Origin of the sequence: Actinoplanes sp. NPDC049802, from assembly GCF_040656595.1 — a bacterium.
Taxonomy (GTDB): domain Bacteria; phylum Actinomycetota; class Actinomycetes; order Mycobacteriales; family Micromonosporaceae; genus Actinoplanes.
The window spans coordinates 13,784-29,120 of record NZ_JBFAMR010000089.1 but is presented as its reverse complement, the minus strand read 5'-3'; the positions used below and the strand labels follow the sequence as shown (position 1 = coordinate 29,120).

Below are 15,337 nucleotides of genomic sequence, written 5' to 3'. Positions count from 1 at the left end.
CCGAGCAGGTCTGGATCAACCGGCCCGACCAGGAAACCCAGCCCCAACCGCAAGCCGCTTAACTCCCGTTGGCCTCAATCCCTTGACACGTTCCGCACTCGTGGTGGGTGTGATGACACCCGTTGCGGGTGTCACGTCTGCGGAACACCGATGCCCGTGATCCGTGTCCCGTGTCCCCGGACGGGGATTCGTTCCTGCGTGCGCTGCCAGCCGGTGACCGTGGCGGTGATGGCGTGTGGCGGCCGGCCGATGCCACACGCTGGAGTCCACGGGACGGCGTCACCGCCGGTGGGCGGAGGGCCGGTGTGCAGGGCGATGTGTGCTCGGAGAACACGACACCCGTGGTGGGTGTGATGACACCCGTTGCGGGTGTCACGTCTGCCGAACACCGATGCCGGTGATCCGCGTCCCGCCTCCCCGGACGGGGATTCGTTCCTGCGTGCGCCGCCAGCCGGTGAACGTGATGGTGATGGCGTGTGACGGCCGGCCGATGCCACACGCTGAAGTTCAAGCGGCAGCGTCAGCGGCGATCGCCGAGGAGTCATCACCGGCCGACCGGGTCGCTTCGCCGGTCTTGCTCAGGGACGAGCGCACCGTTCACGCAATGCCGTCTACATCCGCAACCACCGCAGCGGACGAGTCTTCACCGGTCACCGGTCACCGACGCGGTCGCCGTCGCCGTCGTCGGTCATCGAATCCCTGATCCAGGTCCGGTTTCTGCTACCCGGCACCCGCGTCGTGAGGCTTGGCGAAGCGGGGCCGGACCGGATATGCGCTGGTAGCGAGCCTTCATTGATACGCCGGCAGGGTCAGCCCTGACCCTGCCGGCAAAATCGCTCGCCCTCGCCCCCGCCCGTGCCGGCCAGGTGGGCGCGCACAGCGCACCGATCGTGTGCCCGGACCGCTGTGACACCCGTGAACGACCACGCAGAGCCTTACGTGCGCGCCGGCCGGCACGGGCGGGGCGGGAGGGCACGGAGAACAATTGGCCATCAGCATCAGCGCTGTTTCACGAGCTCCGAGCCGGCGCTGGTGGCCAGCCGGATCATTGCGCGCGTACGGCGTACCGGATCAGGGGGTTGACGGGGGAGTCTCGGCAGCCGGGGCGATCAGTGCGGGGGTGTTGCGGCGGCGGTGACGCCGCAGCAGGTGCACGACCGCCCACGCCGGGACGCCCAGTGCGATGATCCACGGCAGCAGCGCGCCGAGGACGGTGAGCAGCACCCCGAGCGAGGCCGTCAGCGCCTCCCAGCCGCCGGAGAGCCCGGCCAGGAAGCCCGGCGGCTCCTCAGTCGGCTTCTCGGCGACCGCGGCCGGGTCGAGGAGCACCACGGTGATCGTGGAGAGGGAGCTCAGGTCGGCGAGCCGGCGCTTCTTCGCCTCGAGCGAGGCCAGATCAGACTCGCGGGTGGCGACCTCGCGCTCCAGCATGACCAGGTCGTCGAGGTTCTTCGCCTCGGCCAGCAGGCGCTTGCCGCTGTCCACCCGGGCCTTCTGCACGGAGATCCGGGCGTCCAGGTCGACGACCTCCTCGGTGACGTCCTGGGTGTTGATGCCCCGGCTCTCCTCGGTGCCCAGCTTGGCGATCTGGTCCACCGCGGAGGTGAACTTGTCGGCCGGGACACGCAACGTGATGTTCGCGGTGGACGAGCCGTCGCCGCTGTGCCGTTCGTCGCCGCCGACGAACCCGCCGGACGCCGCGGCGATGCCGGTCACCTGGGCCGCGGCCGAGGTCACGTCGTCCACCCGGATGGTGATGGAGCCGGTGTAGATGATCGAGCGCTGGTCGACCCGCAGGTCGGGCGACTGCGCCGTGGTGTCCTTGCCCTGTTCCGGCGCGGCCTGCTCCTGCACCGCCCCACCACCGGCCTTGTCGGCCTGGCGGGCCGCCGGGGCGGCCGCCGATCCGCTGTCCGATTGTGATTCGTTGTCGGCACCGCAGCCGGCGAGCAGCAGCCCCGCCAGAAGCAGTGACGCCGTGAGTCCCCGTTTATTCATGGCAGCTCCGATCTCATGTCTTCACTGACCGTGGGACGTGCGGCACACACGCCCCGGTTCCGGCAGACTGCGAGATGAACGGTCACGAATTGGTGTCCGTTCGCGACCGCCTCGAGCCGCATCCGACTCCGCCGCGAGCGAGGCGGGTCGCGAACGAACACCACAAGCAGCGGAGGGATCCCGTGCGCGTCACGAAGTTCACGCACTCCTGTCTACGCGTCGAAGGCGCTGGAGTACTCGTCGTAGATCCGGGGGAGTTCTCCGAAGAGTCCGTTCTGGACGGTGCGGACGCGTTGCTCATCACGCACGAACATTTCGATCACCTCGATGTGCCGGCGGTGACCGCGGCCGTCGCCCGCCGCCCGGATCTGCGGATCTTCGCCCACCCGGCGGTGCTGAAACTCCTCACCGAGGTGGATCAGGCCACCACCGCGGTCGAGCCGGGCGACGAGTTCGAGGCGGCCGGTTACCGGGTGCGGGCCTTCGGCGGCCAGCACGCGATCATCCATCCGTACGTGCCGGTCTTCGCCAACCTGGGCTTCCTGATCGACGACGGCGCCACCAACCTCTACCACCCGGGCGACTCGTTCGTCGCGCCGGACACCGCCGTCGAGACCCTGTTCGTGCCGTTGAACGCGCCGTGGGCGACCATCGCCGAGTCGCTCGAGTTCGTCCGCGGGATCCGGCCGGACCGGGCCTTCGCACTGCACGACGGGCTCGTCAACGAGCGGGGCCTGGCGGTCTACGGCAAACACCTGGAGAGCTTCTCGGAGACCCGGTTCACCCGGGTGACGCCGGGCAGCGTGCTGGACTGACGTGCCCAGCGGCACCGACAGCGTGGTCCGGCGGCTCTACGAGGCCCCGCCGGACGGTTTCGTCGCGGCCCGCGCCGCGGCGATCGCGGAGGCCCGGCAGGCGGGCGACCGGGACGCCGCGAAGCGCCTGGCGGCGCTGAAGAAGCCGACCGTCGCGGCCTGGGTGGTCAATCTGGTGGCGCTGCGCCGCCCGGAGCTCATCGAGGAACTGGTCGATCTCTCCACGGCGCTGCGGGCGGCGCAGCGCGACCTGCGGGGCGACGAGTTGCGGGAGTTGTCGGCCCAGCGGCGGCAGTTCGTGTCGTCGCTGGTCGTCGCGGCCCGGAAGCTGGCCGTCGCGGCCGGCGCCGGGCTAGCGAAGCTGCCGCTCGGGGAGGTGGAGGCGACGTTCACCGCGGCGCTCGCGGAGCCGGAGATCGCCGAACAGGTCCGGACCGGCCGGCTGATCCGCGCGGTCAGCCACTCGGGGTTCGGTGAGGTGCCACGGCCCCGGCTGCGGTTGATCACCGACGACTCTCCTGCCGACGGATCCTCCATCGGCGGTTTCCCTGCCGGCGGATCCGCTACCGGCGGTTTCCCTGCCAGCGGATCCGCTACCGGCGGTTTCCCTGCCGGCGGACCTTCTCCGGAGGTGGCGTCTGCCGGGAGCGGCCGGGAAGCCGACCTGGCCGAGCAGCGGCGTCGCGAGCGGGAGCTCCGGACCGAGCGCCGCCGCCGCGAACTGGAACGTGAGCTGAACACCGCGACGGCCGCGGAACGGCGCGCCGACCGGCAGCTGGAACGCGCCGAGGACGCCGAACGGGAGGCCGGCCATCTGGTCGAGGACCTCGACGCCGAACTGGCCGAGCTGGAGCGGCGGCGTACCGAGGCGGTGGCCGACGTGGCCCGGCGCAAAGCGGCCCGCCGGACCGCGGAACGGGAGGCCGCGGAGGCCCGCCGCCGGGTCGGTGACGTGCAAGCGGCGCTCGACGACCTGCATCGATAGCGGGGAGCGTTTTCCTTAGACGGTCAAGGAGAGCAGAATCGGGCAGGTGACCCCGGAACAGGCTGCCGCCAACGCTCGCGTGGGACTCGCCGCCATCGTCGGCGCCTTCGCCGAATCACCGCGTACGCTGCGCCGGGCCCGGCTGCTCGGGCTCTCCGGCTGGGCGTACCACGTCTCGGCCCGGGCCGGCGCGCTCGGTGACGTGAGACCGGAGACGGTGGCCGCGGCGCTGGCCTTCATCGCTCCGGAGGCCGTCACCGACGGCTGGGAGGCGACGGTGAAGACGCACGCCCCTGCCGAGGTCGCCACCTGGCACCTGGTCGAGCTCTGCGACTGGGGCACCGAGAACCTGGGCGGCTTCCCCCGGCTGACCCGGCTGCTCGACCTGGCCCGCCGGGTGGTCGACCGGATCGACCCGGCCGGGCTTCCGCTGTTCGCCGCCTGGCGGGCCATGCCCGCGCCGAACAGCGAGCCCGGCGCGCAGGCCGCCGTCCTGCTGTACCTGCTGCACGAGCACCGGCAGGGCGTGCACGTGATCGCGGTCCGGGCGGCCGGTCTCACCCCACTGGAGGCGATCATCGCCGGGCCGGAGGGCGAGACCGGGGCCGTGGCGTTCGGCTGGCAGCCGCCCTACCCGCTGGCCGGGCCGCTGCTACGCCGGCTGCTCTGGGCCGACGCGGTGGCGGACGCGCTGGCCGGGCAGGCGTTCTCGGCGCTGGACCGGGCCGAGCGGATCGAGTTCGCCGGCCTGCTGGACTCGCTGAGTCACCGTCTCGCCCGCTGACCCAGGCGCGGGAAGACCGGCTGTGGCCGTCCGCCCCGGCGCAGCCGCTCGGCAAGCCGCGTGGCGCCGTCCGGCAGGAAGGGCGCCACCTCGGTGGCCAGCACCCGGCAGACGCCGGTCAGGACGGCCGACACCGCCTCCCCGCCGCCCTTCCACGGCCGCTCCGCCTCGATCAGCCGGTTCGCCTCGTCGACCACGGCGCAGACCGCCCCGGTCGCGGCCCGGAAGTCGAAGTCCCGCAGCGCCCGGTCGATCCGGTCCGGCAGCTCTGTGCACCACCCGGGCAACTCGCCGGGCTCCGGCACCTCACCCCGGGGCAGCGCGAGCGTACGGCTGACCAGGTTCCCGAGACCGTTGGCCAGATCGGTGTCGGCCCGGTGGACGAGGCGCTCCTCGGTGAAGTCCGACTCGCCGAGCCGGGCCACGTCACGAAGCAGCCACCACCGGACCGCGTCCGTGCCGTACCGCTCCACCAGCCCGGCCGGGTCGACCGTGTTGCCGCCGCTCTTGGCGATCTTCGCCCCGTCCACGGTCAGGTAGTCGTGCACCAGCACCGCCGTGGGCAGCGGCAGCCCGGCCGAGAGCAGCAGGGCCGGCCAGTGGACGGCGTGGAAACGCACGATGCCCTTGCCGATGACGTGCGCGCGTTCGCCCGGCCCGTCCCACCACCGCCGGTAGTCCGGATCGTCGGCGCCGTAGCCGAGCGCCGTCACGTAGTTGGCCAGCGCGTCCCACCAGACGTAGATCACCTGGCCGGGGTCACCGGGCACCGGGATGCCCCAGCCACCGGCCCGTGCGGCCGGCCGGGAGACGCTGAGATCGGTGAGCCCGGCCCGTACGAACGCCAGCACCTCGTTGCGCCGGGCGGCCGGCTCGATCCGGATCCGGCCGGACTCCAGGATCTCCAGCAACCGGCCGGCGTACCGGGCCGCGTTCCGGTCGACGAACCCGCGCACGTCCACCCCGGCGGCCCGGGCGGCTGTGACGTTCTTGAGCGCGTTGTCGTCGGTGCCGGTCAGGAAGCGCGCCGGGCGGCCCCGCAACCGGGCGTGCCGGGCCAGCACGTCGGCCTGCACCAGCTCCAGGGCGTGGCCCAGGTGCGGGGCGGCGTTCACGTACGGGATCGCGGTCGTCACATAGAACGAACTCATGATCGTCTCCTTGGTGGCCCGGTCCCGGGCGGAGACGGCGCGGCCGGGCCCGGCGGACGCGGGGCCTGGTCGTGTGAGGTGGTCAGCGCACGGCGAGGAGCCCCGGGACGGGGCACATCATCGATTCGCGGCGCGGCTGCATACCGGCATGGTAGGGACTCGGGAGGCGGCCGGAAACTCATTTGGCAGCCGTGGCCGGTGCGTGGTCCGATGCCCGGATGACGGAACTCCCCAGCGGCTGGACCACCCGCCGGCCGACCCTCGACGACATCCCCGCGATTCTCGAGGTGGTGCACGCCAGCGACATCGCCGCGGTCGGTGAGCCCGATTTCACCAGCGACGAGGTCCGCGAGGAGCTGACCGCTCCGAACACCGATCTGGACAGGGACTCATGGCTGGCCCTCGACCCGACCGGCAAGATCGTCGCCTGGGCCTATCCGTACAACGGGACCGGCCGGGCACGGGACATGGCGAACGTCTACTTCTGGCCGGAGATCGGCCTGCCGGCGCTGCGGCCGCTGCTGGCCATGCTGATGGCGCGCATCGCCGAGCGGGCCGCCGAGTTCGGCCACGACGTCTACGAGGTCCGCTCCGGGGCGATCCCGGGGGAGGACCATCTGATCGCGGCGCTGACCGACGCCGGCTTCACGTTCCTCAAGCAGTTCGCCCGGATGCAGATGTCGCTCGACGGCTACTCCCCGGTCGCCCCGGAGCCGCCGGCCAGCGTCACCCTCCGTCCGGTGCGCTCCGGCGACGAGGCCGAGATGCGCCGTTTCCACGCGGTCATCGAGGAGGCGTTCCAGGACTCCGACCACCCCGCCATGGGGTACGACGGCTGGCGCGCGCAACTCGACGCCGAGTCCTCGATCTCGTTCGACGAGTGGCTCGTCGCCGAGGTGGACGGGCGGATCGCCGGGGTGCTCCAGTCGGCCGACGGCAGCGGTGAGACCGAGGAGGGCTACGTGAAGTACCTGGCCACCCTCCGCGGCTTCCGCAAGCGCGGGGTCGGCGAGGCGCTGCTGCGGCGGGCCTTCGCGATCTACGCCGCCAAGGGCCGCCCGAAAGCCGGTCTCGGCGTCGACCTGGCGAACCCGACCGATGCCGCGAGCCTCTACCTCAAGGTCGGCATGAGCCCGCTCTACCGGGCCAACGTGTACCGCACCGAGATCAAGACGAGCTAGATCTCCGGAGAAGCCGTGCCGGTGGGCCGGCCGCGCAGATCGGCGACATAGTCGTCGGGCGCGCCGGCCTTCTCCGCCGCGTTGGCGATCTCCGACAGATACCAGGCGGTCGGCAGGCCACCCTCGTACCCGGCGAACACGTACACCCAGGCGGGGACGTCACCGTCAAGCGTCGATACACGCACGGTGAGCTTCTGGTACACCCCCGCGGTCACGCCCTCGATCTCGTCGAGTTGTGCCGCGTCCCACGCGTGGACGTCGTACAGGGAGACGAAGACGCGGTCGCCGGGCGACTCGACTATCGTCGCCACCGCCCCCTCCCAGCCGATTTCTCCCTCACCGGCGAAGGTCAGGCGCCAGCCTTCGACCCACCCCACGCCAACCATCGGCGAGTGCGGACAGTAGGCCCGCATGCGGGCGGGATCCAGGTTCGAGCCATAGGCGGCGTAGTGACGCACGGCGACGACGATAGTCGTAGCGAGCGGTGGTGAGAATATGAAGAGTGCGTGTCGGCACAACTGTTCGGTGTTCGTTGCCGCTTTGGGAGGTCTTCAGTCGTGAGTCGGATCGTGATCATCGGTGGCGGACCGGGAGGGTACGAGGCGGCTCTGGTCGCGGCGCAGCTCGGCGCGGACGTCACCCTCGTCGAGGCCGAAGGGCCCGGTGGGGCGTGTGTGCTGACCGACTGTGTGCCCTCCAAGACGTTCATCGCGAGCTCCGAGGTGGTGACCGGTCTCCGCTACGAGGAGCGGTTCGGGATCCGCTCGCCCGGCCTGTCCGGGGTCACCGTGGACGCGAAAGCGGTGAACGATCGGGTCAAGAAGCTGGCCCTCGCCCAGTCCGGTGACATCCAGACCAAGCTGATCAAGGCCGGGGTGGACGTCGTCCGCGGCCGGGCCCGCCTCGGCGAGGACCGGCTCGGGCACACCCACCAGGTGCTGATCACCCCGGAGGGCGGGGAGGCGTATGCGGTGGAGGCCACCACCGTGCTGCTGGCCACCGGCTCCACCCCCCGGGTGCTGGCCTCGGCCCGGCCGGACGGCCGGCGGATCCTCGACTGGCGGCAGGTGTGGGACCTCGAGGAACTGCCCAGTCATCTCGTGGTGATCGGTTCCGGGGTGACCGGCGCCGAGTTCGCCAGCGCGTACCTGGCGATGGGTGTGAAGGTGACGCTCATCTCCAGCCGCGAGCGGGTCATGCCGCACGAGGACGCCGACGCCGCGATGGCGATCGAGCGGGTGTTCCGGGAGCGGGGCATGACGATCCTCAGCCAGTCCCGCGGCGACTCCGTGGTCAACACCGGCGACGGGGTGCTGGTCACCCTCTCCGACGGCCGTACGGTCGAGGCGTCCCACGCCCTGATGGCCGTCGGCGCCATCCCCAACACCGCCGACCTGGGCCTCCGGGAGTACGGCGTGGAGGTCTCGGAAGGCGGCCACGTGACCGTGGACCGGGTCTCCCGGACCAACGTGCCGGGCATCTACGCGGCCGGCGACTGCACCGGTGTGCTGCCGCTCGCCAGCGTCGCCGCCATGCAGGGCCGGATCGCCATCTGGCACGCCATGGGCGGGGCGGTCGCCCCGCTGCGGCTGCGGACCGTCTCGGCGAACGTCTTCACCGACCCCGAGCTGGCCACCGTCGGCGTCTCACAGAACGAGGTGGACTCCGGCCGCTTCCCGGCCCGTCAGGTGATGCTGCCGCTCACCGGCAACGCCCGCGCCAAGATGGCCGGCCTCCAGGACGGGTTCGTGAAACTGTTCTGCCGCCCCGCCACCGGTCAGATCGTCGGCGGCGTCGTGGTCTCGCCCAAGGCCAGCGAGCTGATCCTGCCGATCACCATGGCGATCGAGAACAACCTGACCGTCGATCAGCTGGCCCACACCATCACGATCTATCCGTCGCTCTCCGGGTCGATTGCCGAGGCGGCTCGTCAGCTGATGCAGCACGAGATTCAGTAGCGGTCCCTTCGTCGGCGGCCGTCCGGTTGCGGCCGCCGAAGAGGGCCAGGACCCAGCCGGCCGTGCCGAAGATGACGGCGGCGGTCGCGGCGACGGAGAAGAGGCGCCAGGCCGACTGGGTGACCGCGGTGCCGCCGAGATGCCCCACCAGCCCGCCGTAGCACGCCCAGCTCAGCGCGGCGGCCACGTCGTAGCCGACGAACCACTTGGCCGGGTAGCCGGAGCGGCCGGCGTGATAGCCGGACGCCATCCGGCCGCCCGGAACGAACCGGCAGAGCAGCACCACGAGCGGACCGGGCCGGCGCAGACCGCGGGTGAACCGGGCGGCGGCCCGCCGGGTCTTCGACTCGGACTCCTCCAGCCGCGGCGCGAACCGGGACCGCAGCGCGCTCAGCCGGGCGCCGGTCGACCGGCCCAGCAGGTAGGCGATGGCGTCGCCGGTGAACATCCCTACCGCACCGACCGCGATCACCGCGGCAAGATCCAGATTTCCGTAGACGGTGAGTGCCCCGGATGTGATCATGATGGCCTGAGTGGGCACCACCGGCACGAGCGCGTCGACCGCCAGGAACCCGAACAAGGCCAGGTACACCCATGCCGGTGTCGCCAACATGGTCAACATTTCGGTCATAGGTCGGGCCACCTCGCGGCTCTCAGGACTCCCGGCATTGTGCGTGAACCCGCCTGAGAGTGTGCTGTGTTCAGAATGCGCCCCCGACGAGCACGGTCCGTCGTGATGCCGGACACGCTACGACGAGAGGCCACCCCCGCGCGCCCGCTTTTCGCCGGGGGCCCGTCCCCGGCGTACGGTGGGATCGGCCCCCGCCGTGTCACGGCGTGCGGCCGCGGGCCGTCGGTAGGTCCCGTATCGACGGCCCGCCCCGGGTGGCGCGCCCCGGCTCCCCCGCAAGGACGCCGCAGGCGCTGAACCTAGTCGATGGCGCAGATCACTGTGCCGGCGGTCACAGTGACGCCCGGCTCGACGGACAGTCCCGCCACCGTGCCCGCCTTGTGCGCCTGCAACGGCTGCTCCATCTTCATCGCCTCGATCACCACGATGGTGTCGCCCTCGGCCACCTCGTCACCGTTCTGCACCGCCACCTTCACGATGGTGCCCTGCATCGGGGCGGTCAGGCCGCCGCCACCCACCTTGCCCGGCGCGCCACCGCCCCGAGGCCGTGACGTGCCGCGCTTGGGGGCCGCGGCGCTCGTACCCGAGAGAAAGGTGCGGGGGAGCCGCACCTCGATGCGCCGACCGCCCACCTCGACCACGACGGTCTCGCGTTCGCCCGCCTCCTCGCCGGGCGCCGCCGGCGCGGCGAACGGCGCCACATCGTTCACCCACTCGGTCTCGATCCAGCGGGTGTGCACCGTGAACGGCTCCCCGGTGAACGCCTCGTCCCGGACCACCGCGCGGTGGAACGGCAGAACCGTGGCGATGCCCTCGATCACTGTCTCGTCCAGCACCCGGCGAGCCCGCTCCAGCGCCTCCGCCCGGGTGGCGCCGGTCACAATGATCTTCGCCAGCATCGAGTCGAAATTGCCGCCGATCACACCGCCCTGCTCGACACCCGAATCCACCCGCACACCCGGACCCGACGGCCAGGCCAGCGCCGTGACCGTGCCCGGCGCGGGCAGGAAGTTACGGCCCGCGTCCTCGCCGTTGATGCGGAACTCGATCGAATGGCCGCGCGGCGCCGGGTCCCCGGTGAACGGCAGCGGGTCACCCGCCGCGATCCGGAACTGCTCCCGCACCAGATCGATGCCGGTGGTCTCCTCGCTGACCGGGTGCTCCACCTGCAGCCGCGTGTTCACCTCCAGGAACGAGATCGTCCCGTCCTGGCCCACCAGATACTCCACCGTGCCGGCGCCGTGGTAGCCCGCCTCCCGGCAGATCGCCTTCGCGCTGTCGTGGATCCGCCGCCGCTGATCGTCGCTCAAGAACGGCGCGGGCGCCTCCTCCACCAACTTCTGATGGCGGCGCTGCAGCGAACAGTCACGGGTGCCGACCACCACCACGTTGCCGTGCGTGTCCGCCAGAACCTGCGCCTCCACATGCCGGGGACGGTCCAGGTAGCGCTCCACGAAACACTCGCCACGCCCGAACGCGGCCACCGCCTCCCGGGTCGCGCTCTCGAACAGCGCCGGAATCTCCTCCACCGTGCGGGCCACCTTCAGCCCCCGGCCCCCGCCGCCGAACGCCGCCTTGATCGCCACCGGCAGGCCGTGCTCCCGCGCGAACGCCACGATCTCGGCCGCGTCCGCCACCGGCTCGGGAGTGCCGGGCACCAGCGGAGCCCCCGCCCGCTGCGCGATGTGCCGCGCGGTGACCTTGTCTCCCAGGTCACGGATCGCCTGCGGCGAAGGCCCGATCCAGATCAAACCCCCATCCAGTACGGCCTGCGCGAACTCCGCGTTCTCGGAGAGGAAGCCGTAGCCCGGGTGGATCGCGTCGGCCCCGCTGCGGGCCGCGACATCCAGAATCTTGTCGATGCGGAGATAGGTGTCCGCGGCGGTCTCACCGCCCAGCGCGAAGGCCTCGTCGGCCGCGCGCGCATGTGGCGCGTCCCGGTCGCTGTCGGCGTAGATGGCGACGCTCGTGAGGCCGGCGTCCTTGCAGGCCCGGATTACCCGGAGGGCGATCTCGCCACGGTTGGCGATCAATATCTTCCGCACGGGTAGAGCCTAACGGCTCCTCAGGTGGATCCGATGGGATCGATCTTCACTGTTCCGCATCGTTCCCAGGCAGTGGAAATCCGCCGTTAAGTTAGTCACGATTCGTCCGCTGCGAAGGGTCTACCGCCGCCACAACGACGTGATCGGGACACTCATCTCGGCGAGCAGACGGCGCAGCAACGGCAACGACAGACCGATCACGTTTCCCGGATCACCCTCGATCCGCTCCACGAACGCCCCGCCCCGCCCGTCCAGCGTGAACGCGCCCGCCACCTGCAGCGGCTCGCCCGACGCCACGTAAGCCTCGATCTCGGCGTCACTCACCTCGGCGAAATGCACCGTCGTCATGCCGACCGCCTCCGCTTGCAAACCGCTCACCAGCCCCGTCAGGTGATGCCCGGTATGCAGCACACCCGACTTGCCGCGCATCGCCATCCAGCGTTTCGCCGCCTCCTCGGCGTCGGCCGGCTTGCCGAACACCTCACCGTCGAACGCCAGCACCGAATCACAGCCCAGCACCAGCGCCCCCGGATCGGCGGGCAACTCCGCCGCCACCGTCCGCGCCTTCATCCGCGCCAGGGCGAGACTCGTCATATAGGCGTCCTCGGCCTCGACGGCACTCTCATCCACGCCGCTGACGATCACCTCGGCATCGATCCCGGCCCCCGTCAACAGCGCCCGCCGCGCGGGACTCGCCGAGGCGAGAATCAGGCGGTACGCGATGTCGGTCGAACTCTGCACGGTCTGCACGGAAGACGAGCCTACAAGCCGCCGGCGTACGAAGCGGGCGCAAGCGCGGCGTTTCAGCCCCGTTCTGCGACAAAAAGTGCAGAACGCCGAGCTGTAGCCGCATCCCGCCGTGGCGGGCACTCGCCCGGTGGACCGGCCTTCCCTCGGGAACCCGGCCCGTCAGGCGGTGGGCCGGCGCCGTCGCCGAACGAGAAACGCGAGAAGCACCCCGAGCGCGGCGATCCCACCCACCGCCCCGGCGATCACCGGAACACTGTTGGACTCATCCGACTTCACATCAGGGGCGGCGGTCGCCGAACCCGCGACAGAAGGCGCGGCCGCCGAAGCCGAAGCCGGTGCGGTGGCATCGCCCTCGAGCGGAGGGACGTCAGCGGTCAGCGCCTTGACGACGTTCAGGACCCCGAAACCGCACTGGTCGTCCCGCCCGGGCGGCCCGTTGTCATCGGCCGTAGCGGTAAGCCGGTGAATGACCTCTTCCGCCGACAGATCGGGGAACTTGGCCCGCACCAGAGCAGCCGCCCCCGAAACAATCGCCGTAGCGGCGGACGTGCCGTCGACTCGGTCATAGTTGTTGTTGAGTCCGGTGGTAACGATATCTACGCCGGGAGCGCAGATTCCGACCTTCGACCCGGTAACTGAGAATTCGGCGATCTTGCCGTCTCGGTCAACCGCACCCACGGCTAAGACCTCAGGAAGTGCGGCGGGGTATGCCAACCGTATATTCTCTGACTTATTACCCGTCCCGGCGACGACAACGATGTCAGCGCGAACCGCTGCAGTTATCGCTTCACTCAGAGGTCTCGACGAGGGTGCCGTGGCCGAGATATTGATTACATCGGCTCCAGTGGTGGTCGCCCATTCGATGCCAGATGCAAGGCCTAAGCCGTTGTCTCTCGCGCCCGTGACCTTGATTGGAATTAGTGCCGCGGCAGGGGCTATTCCGAGCGCGCCGTCGCCGGTGTTATGTCCGTGCCCAGCTATCAACCCGGCCATGTTGGTTCCGTGGCCAACTTTGTCTGTCTGGCCGGATACGCCTCCCGTGCCCGAAGAGGTGTCTGCCCCCTTTTTCAGGTTCTTGGCCAGGTCGCGGTGTGGGAAAACGCCGCTATCGGTCACGGCAACTGTGGCGCCAGACCCCGTGGTCACCCGATGTGCTCGGGTGAGATCTAGGTAACGCAGATGCCATTGGTCGTCCCTGGTCTGATCGGCAAGCGCGGGAGCGGCCGGATATAGGGTTGCGCCGATTATTGCAATGGCCGTCAGCAGCCGTGCTGCCTTATTACTAAGTTCCACTTATCTTCCACCGAGGGAGGGTCCGGGGTCGATCCGTTGTTCTGGAGCCGGAAGTAGGACGGGGTCGATTCCCTCTGCTGTTTCCCACGGGTTATCCGGATCCCAGCGGTGGTTCTGGCTATTCTCGCCGTCTCGGGATGACGCACGTCGGCCAGTCAGGGGAGTAGGGGTCTGCCCAATCATCCCGCCTGCTGGATTGACTCTCTGTGCTCCTCGAGCCGAGCTGCCTAGTTGACTGCCTCTGCCAGGTGCGGGGCTGCCGCCGATCATATTGGACGGAGAGCCGCCGATTATCCCGCCATGCGGGGACGCGGTTCCCCGCAGGCCTGTAGAGGGTGGGAATGTGCCGATTGGGGTGCCACTTGTCCCGGGGATGCGAGGAACCGTAGTCGGCGAAGCAGGGGTACTCGGCGTGAATGGATAGGCGCCGGGAGGGTTGGTGCTCGGCGTGGTAGTTGTCGGTGTGGTGGTCGGAGGAACCGTTGTGGTTGGCGCAGGTGGCGTCTTAGTGCCGCCCAGGATGGGGCCGTCCGGAGCTGGTTTAGAGGTTTGGGGCTTTTCGGTGCCTACGATTGGGTTGGTGATGCCCCTGTTGCCACCCGAGCCGGGTGACTTGGACTTCGGGGTGGTGGCGGGGGTAATCGATCGCGGTGAGAAGGGTGGGGCGATCGTCGTCGGGCCACCCCCCGTTGCGCCTTGATAGTTTGTCTCAGCGCCGTCGTTGACGAGGCTTGTTAAGTTGAACGGCTTCGGGGCGATGAAGTTGGACTGGGCGGCGGCCAGTTCTGCCGACAGGGACTCCATCGTGATGCGGGCCTGGGTGTTCAGGTCCTCTTGGCGGCTGTACGGCACGGGGGGTGTCGTGGGCAGCGGATCCATGGTGGCGAGGGCCGTCTCGTTCTTGGCCTGTTCGAACTTCTGAAGTTTGTCGCGGTTGTCCGCGAATTCCTTCTGGATGCCGGCGACCTTCTCCTTCGCCTCTTCGACCGCGTCGATGGTGGCGGTGAGTACCCGCCAGTTGGTCTTGGCCGCGAGTCGTGTCTCTTCCAGGCTGATGAGCAGTTGTTCGAGGCGTTCGAGGTATGCGTACGCCGCCTTGCTCTTCTCCGGAGGCCAGGCCTCGGCCAGCCGGTCGCGGTATGACCGGACCTGGCCGATGTGTTTTTCCAGGAGCTGGGCCGATTTGTCCCAGGCGTCGCCCATCTCGCGGTGTGGGTTGCTGTCGTGATCCTTGATCAGCGCCCAGATGTCATCGACGGTCATGGCCTTCCAGCTGGTGCCGCTGGTGCCGCCGCCCGCGTACTCTCCCATCACGCGCCTCCGTTGGTGTTCGGCTCGAACGGGACCGAGGTCTCCCCGGTCCGCTCGAACTGGGCCTCGACGTCGGCGACCTTGGCGCGGGAGAAGGCGTCGGAGCCGCGGTACTGTTCGCTGATGCCTTTGGCGGCGCTGGCGAACTTGTAGGTCCCGTCGGTGTATCCGGCGACGTTCATCTGGGTGGCGATCTGCACCTGGTCGTGCCGGTACAGGAACAGATGCAACTCGTAGAAGTCCGTGTCCGGGAGCTTTTTGATCATGGTGTTGCTCACGGCGTCCGCGTAAGGGGCGTAGTTGTGCTCGATGTCCGCCTTCAGCTTCGCCGCGAACTGCTCCATGGCGTTGATGTCCGCCTCGATGGCACCGAAGTCGGTGTAGTCGACATTGCCCAACCACCCCGCGGGATCCCTGGCCTCGGACAACGGACGT

General features: G+C 69.8%; 14 protein-coding genes. 5 read left to right on the top strand and 9 right to left on the bottom strand.

Annotated elements, in window-relative coordinates:
- Positions 1-1,071: 1,071 nt before the first annotated feature.
- On the bottom strand, positions 1,072-1,998 hold the full coding sequence (locus AB0I88_RS36085; RefSeq protein ID WP_361035443.1) for a DUF4349 domain-containing protein: 927 nt from the start codon (positions 1,996-1,998) through the stop codon (positions 1,072-1,074).
- A gap of 182 nt (positions 1,999-2,180) precedes the next feature.
- Between AB0I88_RS36085 and AB0I88_RS36080 the strand changes: the two genes are divergently transcribed.
- The 3 genes from AB0I88_RS36080 to AB0I88_RS36070 are packed head-to-tail and all read left to right on the top strand — an operon-like array spanning position 2,181 to position 4,582.
- Positions 2,181-2,813, top strand: coding sequence for an MBL fold metallo-hydrolase (locus AB0I88_RS36080; protein ID WP_361035440.1), 633 nt, complete (start codon positions 2,181-2,183; stop codon positions 2,811-2,813).
- A 1-nt stretch (position 2,814) separates the two neighbouring features.
- Complete coding sequence (locus tag AB0I88_RS36075; RefSeq protein WP_361035437.1) at positions 2,815-3,798, top strand: hypothetical protein; 984 nt, start codon at positions 2,815-2,817, stop codon at positions 3,796-3,798.
- 46 nt (positions 3,799-3,844) lie between these two features.
- The gene (locus AB0I88_RS36070; RefSeq protein ID WP_361035434.1) at positions 3,845-4,582 is read left to right on the top strand and encodes a hypothetical protein; all 738 of its coding nucleotides are present in this window, start codon (positions 3,845-3,847) and stop codon (positions 4,580-4,582) included.
- Here AB0I88_RS36070 and AB0I88_RS36065 read toward each other — a convergent pair.
- Complete coding sequence (locus AB0I88_RS36065) at positions 4,564-5,733, bottom strand: methionine--tRNA ligase (protein WP_361035431.1); 1,170 nt, start codon at positions 5,731-5,733, stop codon at positions 4,564-4,566. The genes AB0I88_RS36070 and AB0I88_RS36065 overlap by 19 nt on opposite strands.
- Before the next feature lie 218 nt (positions 5,734-5,951).
- Here AB0I88_RS36065 and AB0I88_RS36060 point away from each other — a divergent pair, with 218 nt between their 5' ends.
- On the top strand, positions 5,952-6,914 hold the full coding sequence (locus AB0I88_RS36060) for a GNAT family N-acetyltransferase (RefSeq protein ID WP_361035428.1): 963 nt from the start codon (positions 5,952-5,954) through the stop codon (positions 6,912-6,914).
- Here the strand turns inward: AB0I88_RS36060 and AB0I88_RS36055 are convergent.
- Positions 6,911-7,372 carry a gamma-glutamylcyclotransferase gene (locus AB0I88_RS36055; protein ID WP_361035425.1) on the bottom strand — a complete coding sequence of 154 codons (462 nt, stop codon included), beginning with the start codon at positions 7,370-7,372 and terminating at the stop codon, positions 6,911-6,913. The genes AB0I88_RS36060 and AB0I88_RS36055 overlap by 4 nt on opposite strands.
- Positions 7,373-7,471: 99 nt before the next feature.
- Here AB0I88_RS36055 and AB0I88_RS36050 point away from each other — a divergent pair, with 99 nt between their 5' ends.
- Entirely contained in the window at positions 7,472-8,872 is a 1,401-nt protein-coding gene (locus AB0I88_RS36050; RefSeq protein ID WP_361035422.1) for an NAD(P)H-quinone dehydrogenase, read from the top strand.
- Here AB0I88_RS36050 and AB0I88_RS36045 read toward each other — a convergent pair.
- The 6 genes from AB0I88_RS36045 to AB0I88_RS36020 all read right to left on the bottom strand — a co-directional run bounded on the left by AB0I88_RS36045 (position 8,799) and on the right by AB0I88_RS36020 (position 15,300).
- Positions 8,799-9,503, bottom strand: a complete 705-nt coding sequence (locus tag AB0I88_RS36045) for a DedA family protein (protein ID WP_361035419.1) — start codon at positions 9,501-9,503, stop codon at positions 8,799-8,801. The two genes, AB0I88_RS36050 and AB0I88_RS36045, sit on opposite strands and share 74 nt — an antisense overlap.
- Positions 9,504-9,802: 299 nt before the next feature.
- The gene (locus tag AB0I88_RS36040; RefSeq protein WP_361035416.1) at positions 9,803-11,548 is read right to left on the bottom strand and encodes a biotin carboxylase N-terminal domain-containing protein; all 1,746 of its coding nucleotides are present in this window, start codon (positions 11,546-11,548) and stop codon (positions 9,803-9,805) included.
- Between the two features lie 120 nt (positions 11,549-11,668).
- A complete protein-coding gene (locus tag AB0I88_RS36035) occupies positions 11,669-12,289 on the bottom strand; it encodes a Maf family protein (RefSeq protein WP_361035449.1) in 621 nt (206 codons plus the stop codon).
- Positions 12,290-12,457: 168 nt separating this feature from the next.
- Complete coding sequence (mycP, locus tag AB0I88_RS36030) at positions 12,458-13,591, bottom strand: type VII secretion-associated serine protease mycosin (protein WP_361035413.1); 1,134 nt, start codon at positions 13,589-13,591, stop codon at positions 12,458-12,460.
- Positions 13,592-14,902, bottom strand: coding sequence for a hypothetical protein (locus AB0I88_RS36025; protein ID WP_361035410.1), 1,311 nt, complete (start codon positions 14,900-14,902; stop codon positions 13,592-13,594).
- On the bottom strand, positions 14,902-15,300 hold the full coding sequence (locus AB0I88_RS36020; protein WP_361035407.1) for a hypothetical protein: 399 nt from the start codon (positions 15,298-15,300) through the stop codon (positions 14,902-14,904). The genes AB0I88_RS36025 and AB0I88_RS36020 overlap by 1 nt, the downstream gene beginning before the upstream one ends.
- Positions 15,301-15,337 lie beyond the last annotated feature (37 nt).